A 13,170-nucleotide genomic window follows, 5' to 3' on the forward strand; every position below is an offset into this window, starting at 1 on the left:
GCCGTAGAAGGTAAAAGCCCTGTATTCGAAAGTAAAAGCCCTCCGAGACGGATCCCGAGTACCGCGGGACACGTGAAACCCCGTGGGAATCCGGCAGGACCATCTGCTAAGGCTAAATACTCCCTGGCGACCGATAGTGAAGCAGTACCGTGAGGGAAAGGTGAAAAGCACCCCGGAAGGGGAGTGAAATAGAACCTGAAACCGTGTGCTTACAAGAAGTCAGAGCCCGTTTAATGGGTGATGGCGTGCCTTTTGTAGAATGAACCGGCGAGTTACGTTTACGTGCAAGGTTAAGGTGAAAAGCCGTAGCCGCAGCGAAAGCGAGTCTGAATAGGGCGAATGAGTACGTAGGCGTAGACCCGAAACCGTGTGATCTACCCCTGTCCAGGGTGAAGGTGCGGTAACACGCACTGGAGGCCCGAACCCACGAATGTTGAAAAATTCGGGGATGAGGTGGGGGTAGCGGAGAAATTCCAATCGAACTCGGAGATAGCTGGTTCTCCCCGAAATAGCTTTAGGGCTAGCCTCGGAGGAAGAGTCGTGGAGGTAGAGCACTGATTGGGTGCGGGGCCCGCCAAGGGTTACCAAGCTCAGTCAAACTCCGAATGCCATGGACTTATTATCCGGGAGTCAGACAATGGGTGCTAAGGTCCGTTGTCAAGAGGGAAACAGCCCAGACCATCAGCTAAGGCCCCTAAGTGTACGTTAAGTGGGAAAGGATGTGGAGTTGCCCAGACAACCAGGATGTTGGCTTAGAAGCAGCCATCATTTAAAGAGTGCGTAATAGCTCACTGGTCGAGTGACTCTGCGCCGAAAATGTAACGGGGCTAAACGTACCGCCGAAGCTATGGATTGATGCTTGCATCAGTGGTAGGGGAGCGTTGTGTACCGGGTTGAAGGCAGACCGGAAGGACTGCTGGACTGTACACAAGTGAGAATGCCGGTATGAGTAACGAAAAGACATGTGAGAATCATGTCCGCCGAAAGCCTAAGGGTTCCTGGGGAAGGCTCGTCCGCCCAGGGTAAGTCGGGACCTAAGGCGAGGCCGAAAGGCGTAGTCGAAGGACAACAGGTTGAAATTCCTGTACCACCGTAGCCGTTATGAGCAATGGGGGGACGCAGAAGGATAGGGACGCGAGCTGATGGATGCTCGTCCAAGCAGTGAGGCTGGTCAGTAGGCAAATCCGCTGACCGTAAGGCTGGGCTGTGACGGGGAGGGAAAATTACAGTACCGAAGGTCTTGATTTCATGCTGCCAAGAAAAGCCTCTAGCCAGGTGAAGGTGCCCGTACCGCAAACCGACACAGGTAGGCGAGAAGAGAATTCTAAGGCGCGCGGAAGAACTCTCGTTAAGGAACTCGGCAAAATGACCCCGTAACTTTGGGAGAAGGGGTGCCCCGGTAGGGTTTATAGCCCGAGGGGGCCGCAGTGAATAGGCCCGAGCGACTGTTTAGCAAAAACACAGGTCTGTGCGAAGCCGTAAGGCGAAGTATACGGGCTGACGCCTGCCCGGTGCTGGAAGGTTAAGGGGAGTGGTTAGCCGCAAGGCGAAGCTATGAACCGAAGCCCCAGTAAACGGCGGCCGTAACTATAACGGTCCTAAGGTAGCGAAATTCCTTGTCAGGTAAATTCTGACCCGCACGAATGGCGTAACGACTTGGGCGCTGTCTCAACGAGAGATCCGGTGAAATTTTAATACCTGTGAAGATGCAGGTTACCCGCGACAAGACGGAAAGACCCCATGGAGCTTTACTGCAGCTTGATATTGGACTTTGGTACGGTCTGTACAGGATAGGTGGGAGCCTGGGAAGCCGGAGCGCCAGCTTCGGTGGAGGCGCCGTTGGGATACCACCCTGATCGTATCGGAGTTCTAACCTGGGACCGTGGAACCGGTTCGGGGACAGTGTCAGGCGGGCAGTTTGACTGGGGCGGTCGCCTCCTAAAGAGTAACGGAGGCGCCCCAAGGTTCCCTCAGAATGGTTGGAAATCATTCGAAGAGTGCAAAGGCAGAAGGGAGCTTGACTGCGAGACCTACAAGTCGAGCAGGGACGAAAGTCGGGCTTAGTGATCCGGTGGTACCGCATGGAAGGGCCATCGCTCAACGGATAAAAGCTACCCTGGGGATAACAGGCTTATCTCCCCCAAGAGTCCACATCGACGGGGAGGTTTGGCACCTCGATGTCGGCTCATCGCATCCTGGGGCTGAAGTAGGTCCCAAGGGTTGGGCTGTTCGCCCATTAAAGCGGTACGCGAGCTGGGTTCAGAACGTCGTGAGACAGTTCGGTCCCTATCTGTCGCGGGCGTAGGAAATTTGAGAGGAGCTGTCCTTAGTACGAGAGGACCGGGATGGACGTACCGCTGGTGTACCAGTTGTCTCGCCAGAGGCATAGCTGGGTAGCCAAGTACGGAAGGGATAAGCGCTGAAAGCATCTAAGCGTGAAGCCCCCCTCAAGATGAGATTTCCCGCATTGGTAAGACCCCTTGAAGACGACGAGGTAGATAGGTTGGAGGTGGAAGTGCAGCAATGCATGGAGCTGACCAATACTAATCGGTCGAGGGCTTATCCTAAGTAAGATGATTTGATGATTTGCTTTCGCATTCAGTTTTTAAGGTACAAACCTTATCTATTATATATTCCCTGATAGCTCAGTCGGTAGAGCACTCGGCTGTTAACCGAGTTGTCACAGGTTCGAGTCCTGTTCGGGGAGCCATGGAGAGATGTCCGAGTTTGGCCGAAGGAGCACGATTGGAAATCGTGTAGGCGTCACAAGCGTCTCGAGGGTTCGAATCCCTCTCTCTCCGCCAGTTATGGCCCGTTGGTCAAGCGGTTAAGACACCGCCCTTTCACGGCGGTAACACGGGTTCGAATCCCGTACGGGTCACCAATTATGTCTTGCGGCTGGTAAAAATTGAGGGTTGAAATTAACCCTAACAATCTGTTAAGATATATTAGTCGCTACATTATGGACGCTTAGCTCAGCTGGGAGAGCATCTGCCTTACAAGCAGAGGGTCGGCGGTTCGATCCCGTCAGCGTCCACCATATATCGCGGGGTGGAGCAGTTCGGTAGCTCGTCGGGCTCATAACCCGAAGGTCGCAGGTTCAAATCCTGTCCCCGCAACCAATCTGGAGCTGTGGTGTAGAGGCCTAACATGCCTGCCTGTCACGCAGGAGAACGCGGGTTCGAATCCCGTCAGCTCCGCCATTATACTTATATTATTAGGCTCGGTAGCTCAGTCGGTAGAGCAGAGGACTGAAAATCCTCGTGTCGGCGGTTCGATTCCGTCCCGAGCCACCATAGTAGGCTTATGCCGGTGTAGCTCAGTTGGTAGAGCGGCTGACTTGTAATCAGTAGGTCGTGGGTTCGACTCCTATCGCCGGCACCATCATGGAGGATTAGCGAAGTGGCCAAACGCAGCAGACTGTAAATCTGTTCCCGTACGGGTTCGGTGGTTCGAATCCATCATCCTCCACCATACATAGGGGCATAGTTTAAAGGTAGAACAGCGGTCTCCAAAACCGTTAGTGTGGGTTCAATTCCTGCTGCCCCTGCCAATGCAACAATTTCATAATGTGGCGGTCGTGGCGAAGTGGTTAACGCATCGGATTGTGGCTCCGACACTCGGGGGTTCGATTCCCCTCGATCGCCCCATAATTTTGGGGATTAGCCAAGCGGTAAGGCAACGGACTTTGACTCCGTCATGCATAGGTTCGAATCCTATATCCCCAGCCATTTACGCGGACATAGCTCAGTGGTAGAGTATCGCCTTGCCAAGGCGAGGGTCGCGGGTTCGAATCCCGTTGTCCGCTCCAGATGGCGCCATAGCCAAGTGGTAAGGCAAAGCTCTGCAAAAGCTTTATTCCCCAGTTCGAATCTGGGTGGCGCCTCCAACTCATTTCTTTCTGAATGATATGTGCCCTTAGCTCAGCCGGATAGAGCGTTTGACTACGAATCAAAAGGTCAGGAGTTCGAATCTCTTAGGGCACGCCAGATTAACTTCATATGCCGGTGTGGCGGAATGGCAGACGCGCGCGACTCAAAATCGTGAGGGAAACCGTGGAGGTTCGAGTCCTCTCACCGGCACCAGTTTTTACACCAAGACACCTGAAGGGTGTTTTTTTTGTATATCTTGAAAACCTGACTGTGCGTTTGTTACGGTAGGGGTGAAATTCCACGCATATAACTTCCTCCTCCCGTTCGTACAGGCGGTGAAGCATACTTCGGCGAATTACAGCCTCTCTTCTCTGGAGATATCACGGACTGTTAACAGCGCTGAAGGCGGTAGCATCGCTGTCCATGCACTGGGTAGCGCCTTCGGGTAGAGAGACAGCCTTTAGAAGAAGCCTTGCCTGAATTGTTCTGGCAAGGCTTCTTTATTATGCTGGATTTGAAACGGATTTATTCTGCCTTGGGACTCTCGGTGCCGCCGGATACTGCGGATGGAGATTCGGCCGGGACAGGAGAGCGCTTCGGCTGTGCAGAGCCTGGTCCATTCGTCAGGCGCTGAATCATTTTTTCGACATCAAGTCCGGATACATCCTTCAACATTTGCGGAGCCGTCGCCATCAGTTGGGTTACATAGTTGCTGACGCGGGCCGCTCCTTCTCCGTTGCCGGTATCCACGACCGTCAGCTTATCGATTTGCTGCAGCGGCTCGGCAATCTTGCCGGCCAACTCCGGCAGCATCTTCATAACGATATCGAGAACCGCGGCTTCGCCGAACTTCTCGAACGCTTCGGCGAGCTTCTGCTTCGCTTCGGCTTCCGCCAGACCGCGCAGCCGGATGACTTCGGCTTCCGCGGTTCCTCGTGCCCGTTCGGCGTCCGCTTCCGCCATACCGGCCAGGCGCTTTTGCTCCGCCATTGCCTTCGCTTCCGCCTCGATCCGATATTGCATCGCATCGGCTTCAAGCACTTTCTTGGATTTATCGGCTTCCGCGGACTGCACGACGGCGTAACGCTCGGCGTCTGCTTTCTTCTTCACTTCGGCGTCATACTGCTTCTCGCGGCGCAAAATTTCTTTGGCTTCGAGGTCGATTTCCCGTTCTTTCCGAACGAGCTCGACCCGCATTTGCTCCTCGACGACGCTTTGCTTGGAACGGGCTTCCTGCACGTAATACGCTTGGTCGGCTTCCGCCCGGGCCATATCCTGCTCCTTCTTAAAGGAAGCTACCTTCAATTCCTTTTCCTTGGACGCTTCGGCGATATTGGTATCGCGCAGCAGCTCGGCCTTCATTCCTTGCTCCTCGGCATTGGCCTTCTGAATCCGCGAGTCTCTCACCGCTTCGGCTTCCGCGATTTCAGCGTCGCGCTTCACGGCCGCTATCCGCGGCTTCCCGAGCGCATCCAAGTATCCGTGCTTGTCGCGCACGTCTTTGATGGTGAAGGAGACGATCTGAAGCCCCATTTTCTTCAGGTCTTTGGCGGCGACAGCCTGCACTTCCTGCGCGAAACGATCGCGGTTCCGGTATACTTCCTCGACGGTCATCGATCCGAGGATGGCCCGGAGATGGCCTTCCAATACTTCCTGCGCTTCGCTCTTGAGCGCATCCGTCGGCTTGCCGAGGAATTGCTCGGCTGCCGTGGCGATATCTTCTACCGAACCGCCGATCTTAATGATGGCGACCGCGTCGGTCATCACCGGAACGCCTTGCTCGGTATATACTTCCGGTGTCATCACATCGAGTTTATGAGATAATAAGGACAAGAATTGCGACTGTTGAAACACCGGCAAAATAAATGCGCCGCCACCGCGGACAATTTTCATCTTGCGCCCCGTTTCATCGGCGCTGACATTTTTGGAACCGAGATACGTCCCGGTCACGATCATCGCCTCATCCGGGCTGACCGTCTTGTAGCGGGCCCAGAATGCGAGGCCCAGCACGAGGATGACGCCGATTACAATAACCGGCACCATGATCGCTTCATTGAATTCCATGGCATACAGCTCCCTTTTCTATGTAAATTTGTAGTGAAACCGTGATTAGCGTATTCCTGAATCAGTTTTCTTGAAGGCTGAGCATTTCTTTGGTAAGAGGGGATACATACAGCGTGTCTTCGACGACGTTGATGACGACAACCGTCGTTCCGGCAGGAATGTTGTCTTTATCGAAAGAGGCGGCAATTTGATTCGTCAAGCCGGCTCCGATCCGCAAGGTCACTTCCCCGTATCCGACGGAAGGAATCGAAATGCTGACTTCTCCGACTTTGCCAATCAGGTCCTGAATGGAGAAGCCGGTAGAGCTCTCTGTGTTGTGCATCGGGCGAATATAGAGGAAATACATAAGAAGGCAGACAACAAGCGCGCCGGCGATAGCGACCACCAGGATGAGCGTGGACTGCCAAGCCGTATAACGGTTCAGCAGAATGCCAATGGCGCCAAAGGCCGTCAGCCCGCTCACGAGCACCGTCGGCTGCAGAAAAGGCAGCCCGTCTCCGAAAATGGAATCAAACGCATGGCTCAATATTTCCCCGAATATCAAGGTAACAACGGAATATAAAATACCGAAGATGAACAGACCCCAAAATAACGTTTCCATGGCATTGCTCCTCTCGCCTGCCGGATTCAGGCCCGATAGTTCGGAAAGCTTCTTATGATATATATACGCCGAATCACGCAGGGAGTTTCAATTTACCTTCCCTCCAGTCCAGTCCCGGTTGACCTTGGGACGGTCTGTCCCCCCGACCTGAGTCCAGTACGAAAAACCGCCCCCAGCCTGTTTTGAATAGAAGTGGAATCCCCTAAAATAAAGACATAAGCAAGGGACAATGAAAGGTGGTGACAAACCGAATGCAAATGAAAAAAGGCAACTCGTTCGCTATTATCTTGATAGCATTGGGAGCGTTCATCCTGCTCAGCAAGTTTGGAGTTCACTTGGGAAGCTGGTTTGGCTACTTGTTCCCGATTCTGCTGATTGTACTCGGTTATTATGGAGTCAAGGCAGGGAATTCGTTCTTCGGATGGATCTTCATCATATTGGGCTCCATCACATTAATCGGGAAGCTATCCTGGCTCATCGGGATTTTCATCGCCATCGGAATGATTGTGTTCGGTATCTCAATGCTGAATAACAAACGAAGTGGCCATCATTACTGAACAGGAGACAGCAACGTATTTGGATGAAGGAGGGACAGAGAGGCATGAGCAATATTTTGAAAAGGGTTCGCGACATTACACTGGCAACGCTCAATGAGCGGCTTGACAAAGCGGAAGACCCTGTCCGGTTAATCGACCAATTCCTTATGCGCACTCGGCAGGACATCGCGGAAGCGGACCGCTTGTATCAACAGTATGTCGTGCACGCCAATCAGATGAGACATCAGATGAATCAGGCCAATGAAATGAGAGAGCGCCGCGAGCAACAAGCGATGCTGGCCTTGAAGGCGGGAGAGGAATTCGCCGCTAAGATTGCACTTCAAGAAAAGATGATGCATGACGAGAAAGCGCGGCAGTACGAGGATCTCTACAATCGAAGCAAGGAAGCCATCCTGGAGCTGGAAGAACAGCTGAACATACTGAAGAGCGAATATCAGACCGTCTACGACAAGCGGCAGTATTACTTCGCTCGCATGCAGAACATACGGCTTCAGCAGCAAATGAATCAACGCTTCGGCCAATATGGCTATGGACAGGTGGACGGCATGTTCCGCCGGCTGGAGGATCGCGTATCCGACATGGAGTGGGAAAATACAAGCCTTCAAGAGGTGCGCCGCTCCAACGGAACATCGCCTTACGGCGGCAATCCCGAAAGAGACATTGCACTGCAGCGTGAGATGGAACGTCTGCGCAAGAAACTGGACACTGCGAAGGAGTGACATGAACCATGAACAAAAAATTGTACCGTTCGGTTCGTGACCGGAAGTTCTGCGGTGTACTCGGCGGAATCGCTGAATGGTTGAATATGGATGCGACGCTGCTGCGCGTACTGTTCGTCCTGGGCGTGTTCTTCACGGCATTCTCCCTGATACCCGTCTATTTCATCGTAGCGCTTGTGGTTCCGAAAGAGCCATTCACGACATACGGACCATATAATTACGGTGGAGGGCCGTATCAGAATTCGAACGGATATTATGGAAATGACGGCGGCTATTCCGGCGGTGGGTACAACGGCAACAACAGCTACAACAGCGGCTACAATAGCGGCCGGAACGATTACAGCAGCTGTGGATCCTACGGAACGAAGCCGAACGGAAGCAAGACTCAATATGATTCCTCCATCGATTCGATGATGGATGATATTGAAAGAAAAGCAATGCGCAAAGAACTTCAAGAACTTCGCGAGAAAATCGCGAAATACGAGAAAGGGGATAAGTAAAATGGGAGTATTCAAACGAATTAAAGATATGACGAAAGCGTCGCTTCATGAAATGTTGGACAAGGTGGAAGATCCGGTAGTTATGCTTAACCAATACCTGCGTGACATGGAGCAGGAGATTCGGGAAGCCGAAGTAACGGTAGCGAAGCAAATGGCAAGCGAGCGCCGCATCAAGCATCGATACGACGAAGCGATTCGGATGGTGGCTGACCGCGAAGCCCAGGCTGAGCGCGCTCTTGTATCGGGTCATGAAGAAGCAGCCCGCAAATACTTGGAAGAAAAATTGTACTTCGATCAAAAAGTTACGGAATATGCAGAATTGCATGCCCAAGCAAAAGCGCAAGCCGATGAGCTCATGCAGCAGCTGCATTCGATGAAGGATGAGTTCTACAAGCTGCGCAACAAGCGGAACGAACTGGCTGCTCGTGCTCAAATGGCTAAAGCCCGCAAGCAAATGGCTTCCATTACAAGCGTCCACAGCATCGAATCGGGCGAAGCTTCCCGCGGATTCCAGCGCATGGAAGAGAAGATTATGCAGCTTGAAGCGGAAGCGGAAGTCATCCGTGTACCGTACGGCGGATATGCCGCCACAACCTATCAACCGCCGGTAGATGTAGAAAAGCAAATGAAAGTCGATGAGCAATTGGAAGCATTGAAACAAAAATTAAACCGCAGCGAATAACCCCTTGGGACTTGGACGCGGTTATGATATGCTAACTAAGGAGCTTACGGCGATGCCCCCGCATCGCCGTTAAGTTTCGTTGTAAGGTTATTTGGCACAACGTCTATTAATTCTGAGCGACAGGAGGTGCGTCATGATAAAGGGGAACAATCGTTTACTTGCATATTTGCTCATAATCGCGGGACTGTTCATTCTGATAGGCAAATGGATTAGCTTCGGAACTTTTGTCGCCCTGTTCATGCTGTACCTCGGCATTAGCAAAGTAAGATCCGAGGAGCTTCGTCTCGGCTATACTTTGCTTGGTATCGGGGGAGCTATCCTGTTGTTGGAGCATCTGATGCTGTTTGTCGGCATCATTCTCATATCGCTCGGTATTTTTTATTCTCGGACCCGCCATGAACAAAAGCACGAGTGGATGCAAAAGCGTCCCGATCTGACAGCGAATCTCAAATGGGATCGGGAGCCGTTCCATTTGCACAGCCAGAGCTTGTGGCATGTCATCGGAGAAAGCGATATCGACTTGTCGCTCGCAATGATGGAGGAGCCGGAGACGATGCTCTTGTTCCAAGGCGTGCTCGGAGATATGGACATTTCGATTCCTGACGATATCGGAGTCAAAGTGGAGGCGACTGTCTTGTTCGGACAGATCAATGCGGGCCAGCACCGGGAGACCGGCTTGCTCAACAAATGGACCTATACTTCGCCGAATTATGAACGATCGGAGCAGCGGGTGAAACTCCGCATCTCTTACATCGTAGGAGATATTGATATCCGATTGCACGCGTAATACGGAGAAGATGCTGCAGAAAGGAGATGCAAGCCGGCAATGGAACCAAAGAAACAGACGAAAAATATGGTTGTGCGCTTGATGGGCGAGACGCTTCTCCTTTCCTTTGTCCTGTTTTTCGTCATTGTTTATTTAATGCAATCATATGGATATGTCAAACCGTTCGAAACCTGGCTGGCCGGCGTGAAATCGACGCTGTCTGTCTTAATCGTCGTAGCCATTATTGCGGCGATTTTCGGTTTTTTCCAAGGCTTTCGCATGAAACGGCGGATTGAGCTGCTGCGCGAATCGATGCTGCTCTTGGAGAAGGGCAATCTGTCCCGGCCGATGCCGGACCTGGGAGACGACGAGATCGGCCAACTGGCCGATCAATTGGGCAGGGTAAGCAAGCGCTGGGAGGAACAGGTGACCTCCTTGCAGCGGTTGTCCACGAATAACGCCCAATTAGCCGAACAGGCCCGGATATCGGCCATTATGGAAGAGCGTCAACGCTTGGCGCGGGAGCTGCATGACGCCGTGAGCCAACAATTATTCGCGATCTCGATGACGGCGACGGCGGTGAGGCGGACGCTGGACAAAGATTTTGAACGAGCGGAGAGACAGGTGGAGCTCATCGAGGAAATGGCCTCGGTAGCCCAATCGGAAATGAGAGCGCTGCTGCTCCATCTCCGTCCGGTACACCTGGAAGGCAAGGGCCTTACGCAAGGTGTCGCTGAACTGATTCGGGAGCTCGAAGCGAAGGTGCCCATTCAGATTCAATATGAGATGGACGAGCATATTACGCTGGTGAAGGGCGTCGAGAATCATTTATTCCGCATCGTGCAGGAAGCATTATCGAATACGCTCCGCCATTCCAAGGCGACCCGCATGGAAATCAAGCTCCAGGACCGGGGCGATTACGTGCGCTTATTCATTCGCGATAATGGCGTCGGCTTCGAATGGGATGACAAAAAGCAAGCGAGCTACGGCTTGCGTACAATGCAGGAGCGAATCAATGAGATCGGGGGCTCGGTGCAATTCATTACGGCGCCGAACAAAGGCACCCGCATTGAAATACGCGTCCCCGTTGTCAATGAAGAGAGCGGGCTGAAGGACGAAGAGGGCAGCGATGGCCCAGGAGGTGAAGATGCCTGATATGGAGACAGATATCAAAGTATTGCTCGTAGATGACCATGAGATGGTGCGCATCGGATTGGCAGCCGTATTGAGCACCGAGGATGGCATCGAAGTCGTTGGCGAGGCGAGCAACGGCGAGGAAGGAATCCGCTTGGCACAAGAGTACAAGCCGGATGTCGTGCTGATGGATCTGGTCATGGAGGGAATGGACGGCATTGAGACGACGCGCAAGCTGTTGAGCTTGTATCCCGACTGCAAGGTCATTGTGCTGACCAGTTACTTGGATGACGAGAAAATGTACCCTGTCATTGAGGCGGGTGCGTTCAGTTACTTGCTCAAGACGTCACGCGCATCGGAAATTGCCGAAGCTATCCGTGCGGCAGCGCGGGGACAGTCGGTTCTCGAATCGCAAGTCGCATCGAAAATGATGAACCGCTTCCGCCAGCCGAAGCCGACGCAGGCCGCCCATGAACAGCTGACCGACCGGGAAATGGATGTGCTGCGATTGCTTGCCCAAGGCAAGTCCAACCAAGATATCGCCGATGACCTGTTCATCGGAATCAAGACCGTGAAGTTCCACGTCACGAATATCCTTGCCAAGCTGGGCGTGGAGGATCGGACGCAAGCCGCCATTTACGCCTACAAGAACGGCCTGGCTGAATAACGGATGACCCGACCTTAGAGGCCGGGTTTTTTTGTGCGGTCCAGGGGCACGGGAGGACGACAATAAGGAAACGCCAATGTAGCGTGATAAGTAAACAGAACCGGGTGATGATACCCGGTTCTGTCCGCATGAGGGGCGTGCAAGGAAGCAGCGGTTAAACCGCTTTGTCTGGCAACAACTCGATGGAGAGCGGCAGGAATTCGGGGAGGAAAAGCAGAATGAGTGTTAGACGAGCAAAAGAAACAAGAACGCGACAAGCGCTAGGTCGAGTTCTATCCGGCCGCGCCCATGCAGGCCCGGGTGGGGGGCAGGATATGGAGCTGGAAAGGCTCCGTATTCCTGCAACGAAGTTACCCTGCCCTTCTTCCCGCTGCATGGCTTGCAAGGGCGCTTGACGGGCTTGCAAGGCCGCTTCACCCGTTTGACCGGCCGCTTGTGCGGCTTTTTCTTGGGTTCGCATTCTTCCTCAAAAATCGGATGCACCTCTTCGGGAATTTCTTCTTCGTTCAGTATGATTTTGCCGTCCCGGCATACGCTGAGACGCCCAATGAACCGGCGGCCATCATGGGTAACGGCGCACACGATTCGCCCGCGATGCGATCGGATGACTTCTTCATCCAATGGAATAGGAATCACGTTACATACCTCCTTCTATAGGGGAATGTTCTGTCATCAGTCTATTCATTGGAGGACATTGGCGCATGGACATTGACCTAGGAGAGAAGCGCCTAAATTTTGCAGCATGGAGTGTGCTCCCTATCGGTGAATCAATTATCCATACGAATAAGGAGGCGGATATGGTGAGACTGGTTCGCAGAACGAAGACTCCGGCCATTGGATTGCTTCTGTTGGCGCTATGCGGCGCTGTCGCTGTCGCCTGGAGCAGCGATGCCTGGAAGCCGGCGCCATCCGCGATTGCCCCGTCAGAGGTGGCGAAGCGGCTGCAAATGCTGTGGGTGCTGGCAGAGTTGAGCGGAGAGCGGAAGTTCAGCTCCACGATAACGGTTCAGGGCAGCTTTCCCGCGGAAAGCGGGCTGCCGGCCGAGGTAGAGCGCTGGCGGAGGGAAGCGGGCATCGCGAACATTCCCGAGCCAAGGCAGGAGCGGGGAAGGGAAGTGTATCGCGGGACGTATAATACGGCACCCTATCAAGGAGATGTGCTGTTGTTCCAGGAGAATGACGGGCGGATTTATTACACGGTCAAATTGTCTGCGGAGGCCAAAGGAGGCATGGCTCGCTCGGCGGAAGAAGCGGAGCGGCTGCTGCGCCAGCTTGAACAGGCGAAGATCGGGGCGGATTGGAACGCGACCGTCCGTACGGCAACAGGGGCTTCCTTGACCGACGGCTTCGCCGCAGCGGAGAAGGCGCTGGCGGAATGGGGGACAGCCGTGCCGCTCGACCGGTATGAAGACGACCGCACGATCAGCGTAACGTATGAGACGGACTATATGGGGGCCGGCGTCGCCATGAAGGGGCGGCAGGCCAATCTGCAGGTAGCGGCGCATGAGGATCGGGAACGCGGAGAGACGCGGCTGTCCTTTGGCACGCCGCTTATCGCGGGGGAATATTGATTCGACCTTTTTCGCTAACCCGTGGCGTCAATCTGAC

The 13,170-nt window shown here is 53.5% G+C and carries 11 protein-coding genes, 16 tRNA genes and 1 rRNA gene (1 of these 28 running past the window's edge); 25 read left to right on the plus strand and 3 right to left on the minus strand.

Annotated elements, in window-relative coordinates; genetic code table 11:
- From NNL35_RS08855 to NNL35_RS08935, 17 genes are all read left to right on the plus strand, one after another.
- A 23S ribosomal RNA gene (locus NNL35_RS08855) occupies positions 1 to 2,567 on the plus strand (it extends 361 nt beyond the left edge of the window).
- Positions 2,568 to 2,634: 67 nt separating this feature from the next.
- A tRNA-Asn gene (locus NNL35_RS08860) sits at positions 2,635 to 2,710 on the plus strand.
- A gap of 1 nt (position 2,711) precedes the next feature.
- Positions 2,712 to 2,804, plus strand: a tRNA-Ser gene (locus NNL35_RS08865).
- 5 nt (positions 2,805 to 2,809) lie between these two features.
- Positions 2,810 to 2,884, plus strand: a tRNA-Glu gene (locus NNL35_RS08870).
- An 80-nt stretch (positions 2,885 to 2,964) separates the two neighbouring features.
- Positions 2,965 to 3,040: transfer RNA gene (locus NNL35_RS08875), tRNA-Val, on the plus strand.
- A 5-nt stretch (positions 3,041 to 3,045) separates the two neighbouring features.
- Positions 3,046 to 3,122, plus strand: a tRNA-Met gene (locus NNL35_RS08880).
- A gap of 4 nt (positions 3,123 to 3,126) precedes the next feature.
- A tRNA-Asp gene (locus NNL35_RS08885) sits at positions 3,127 to 3,203 on the plus strand.
- Positions 3,204 to 3,220: 17 nt separating this feature from the next.
- Positions 3,221 to 3,296 (plus strand) — tRNA-Phe (locus NNL35_RS08890).
- 12 nt (positions 3,297 to 3,308) lie between these two features.
- Positions 3,309 to 3,384, plus strand: a tRNA-Thr gene (locus tag NNL35_RS08895).
- 4 nt (positions 3,385 to 3,388) lie between these two features.
- Positions 3,389 to 3,474, plus strand: a tRNA-Tyr gene (locus NNL35_RS08900).
- 5 nt (positions 3,475 to 3,479) lie between these two features.
- Positions 3,480 to 3,553, plus strand: a tRNA-Trp gene (locus tag NNL35_RS08905).
- Positions 3,554 to 3,574: 21 nt separating this feature from the next.
- Positions 3,575 to 3,650: transfer RNA gene (locus tag NNL35_RS08910), tRNA-His, on the plus strand.
- 6 nt (positions 3,651 to 3,656) lie between these two features.
- A tRNA-Gln gene (locus NNL35_RS08915) sits at positions 3,657 to 3,731 on the plus strand.
- Between the two features lie 5 nt (positions 3,732 to 3,736).
- A tRNA-Gly gene (locus tag NNL35_RS08920) sits at positions 3,737 to 3,811 on the plus strand.
- 3 nt (positions 3,812 to 3,814) lie between these two features.
- Positions 3,815 to 3,889, plus strand: a tRNA-Cys gene (locus NNL35_RS08925).
- Between the two features lie 23 nt (positions 3,890 to 3,912).
- A tRNA-Arg gene (locus NNL35_RS08930) sits at positions 3,913 to 3,989 on the plus strand.
- 14 nt (positions 3,990 to 4,003) lie between these two features.
- Positions 4,004 to 4,085: transfer RNA gene (locus NNL35_RS08935), tRNA-Leu, on the plus strand.
- Between the two features lie 312 nt (positions 4,086 to 4,397).
- Here NNL35_RS08935 and NNL35_RS08940 read toward each other — a convergent pair.
- Both NNL35_RS08940 and NNL35_RS08945 read right to left on the minus strand, forming a co-directional pair.
- Complete coding sequence (locus NNL35_RS08940) at positions 4,398 to 5,936, minus strand: flotillin lipid rafts scaffold protein FloT (RefSeq protein WP_006675758.1); 1,539 nt, start codon at positions 5,934 to 5,936, stop codon at positions 4,398 to 4,400.
- A gap of 61 nt (positions 5,937 to 5,997) precedes the next feature.
- On the minus strand, positions 5,998 to 6,537 hold the full coding sequence (locus tag NNL35_RS08945; protein ID WP_006675757.1) for an NfeD family membrane protein: 540 nt from the start codon (positions 6,535 to 6,537) through the stop codon (positions 5,998 to 6,000).
- A gap of 251 nt (positions 6,538 to 6,788) precedes the next feature.
- On the opposite strand from NNL35_RS08945, the gene NNL35_RS08950 reads away from it, so the two are divergent.
- From NNL35_RS08950 to NNL35_RS08980, 7 genes are all read left to right on the plus strand, one after another.
- On the plus strand, positions 6,789 to 7,094 hold the full coding sequence (locus tag NNL35_RS08950) for a LiaF transmembrane domain-containing protein (protein ID WP_006675756.1): 306 nt from the start codon (positions 6,789 to 6,791) through the stop codon (positions 7,092 to 7,094).
- Between the two features lie 44 nt (positions 7,095 to 7,138).
- Positions 7,139 to 7,813: a PspA/IM30 family protein gene (locus NNL35_RS08955; protein ID WP_006675755.1), complete on the plus strand. Its 675-nt coding sequence runs from the start codon at positions 7,139 to 7,141 to the stop codon at positions 7,811 to 7,813.
- Between the two features lie 8 nt (positions 7,814 to 7,821).
- Complete coding sequence (locus NNL35_RS08960; RefSeq protein ID WP_006675754.1) at positions 7,822 to 8,313, plus strand: PspC domain-containing protein; 492 nt, start codon at positions 7,822 to 7,824, stop codon at positions 8,311 to 8,313.
- A gap of 1 nt (position 8,314) precedes the next feature.
- Positions 8,315 to 8,995 (plus strand): PspA/IM30 family protein, encoded by a 681-nt coding sequence (locus NNL35_RS08965; protein ID WP_006675753.1) that lies wholly within the window; start codon positions 8,315 to 8,317, stop codon positions 8,993 to 8,995.
- A 133-nt stretch (positions 8,996 to 9,128) separates the two neighbouring features.
- Positions 9,129 to 9,782 carry a cell wall-active antibiotics response protein LiaF gene (gene liaF, locus NNL35_RS08970; protein ID WP_006675752.1) on the plus strand — a complete coding sequence of 218 codons (654 nt, stop codon included), beginning with the start codon at positions 9,129 to 9,131 and terminating at the stop codon, positions 9,780 to 9,782.
- 39 nt (positions 9,783 to 9,821) lie between these two features.
- The gene (locus tag NNL35_RS08975) at positions 9,822 to 10,916 is read left to right on the plus strand and encodes a HAMP domain-containing sensor histidine kinase (RefSeq protein ID WP_006675751.1); all 1,095 of its coding nucleotides are present in this window, start codon (positions 9,822 to 9,824) and stop codon (positions 10,914 to 10,916) included.
- A gap of 1 nt (position 10,917) precedes the next feature.
- Complete coding sequence (locus NNL35_RS08980) at positions 10,918 to 11,562, plus strand: response regulator transcription factor (protein WP_040730384.1); 645 nt, start codon at positions 10,918 to 10,920, stop codon at positions 11,560 to 11,562.
- Positions 11,563 to 11,787: 225 nt separating this feature from the next.
- Here NNL35_RS08980 and NNL35_RS08985 read toward each other — a convergent pair whose 3' ends face one another.
- The gene (locus NNL35_RS08985) at positions 11,788 to 12,198 is read right to left on the minus strand and encodes a hypothetical protein (RefSeq protein WP_006675749.1); all 411 of its coding nucleotides are present in this window, start codon (positions 12,196 to 12,198) and stop codon (positions 11,788 to 11,790) included.
- A 161-nt stretch (positions 12,199 to 12,359) separates the two neighbouring features.
- Here NNL35_RS08985 and NNL35_RS08990 point away from each other — a divergent pair, with 161 nt between their 5' ends.
- Positions 12,360 to 13,133: a YwmB family TATA-box binding protein gene (locus NNL35_RS08990; protein ID WP_006675748.1), complete on the plus strand. Its 774-nt coding sequence runs from the start codon at positions 12,360 to 12,362 to the stop codon at positions 13,131 to 13,133.
- The last annotated feature ends 37 nt before the right edge of the window (positions 13,134 to 13,170 follow it).

Source organism: Paenibacillus dendritiformis (assembly GCF_945605565.1).
GTDB classification, from domain to species: Bacteria; Bacillota; Bacilli; order Paenibacillales; family Paenibacillaceae; genus Paenibacillus_B; species Paenibacillus_B dendritiformis_A.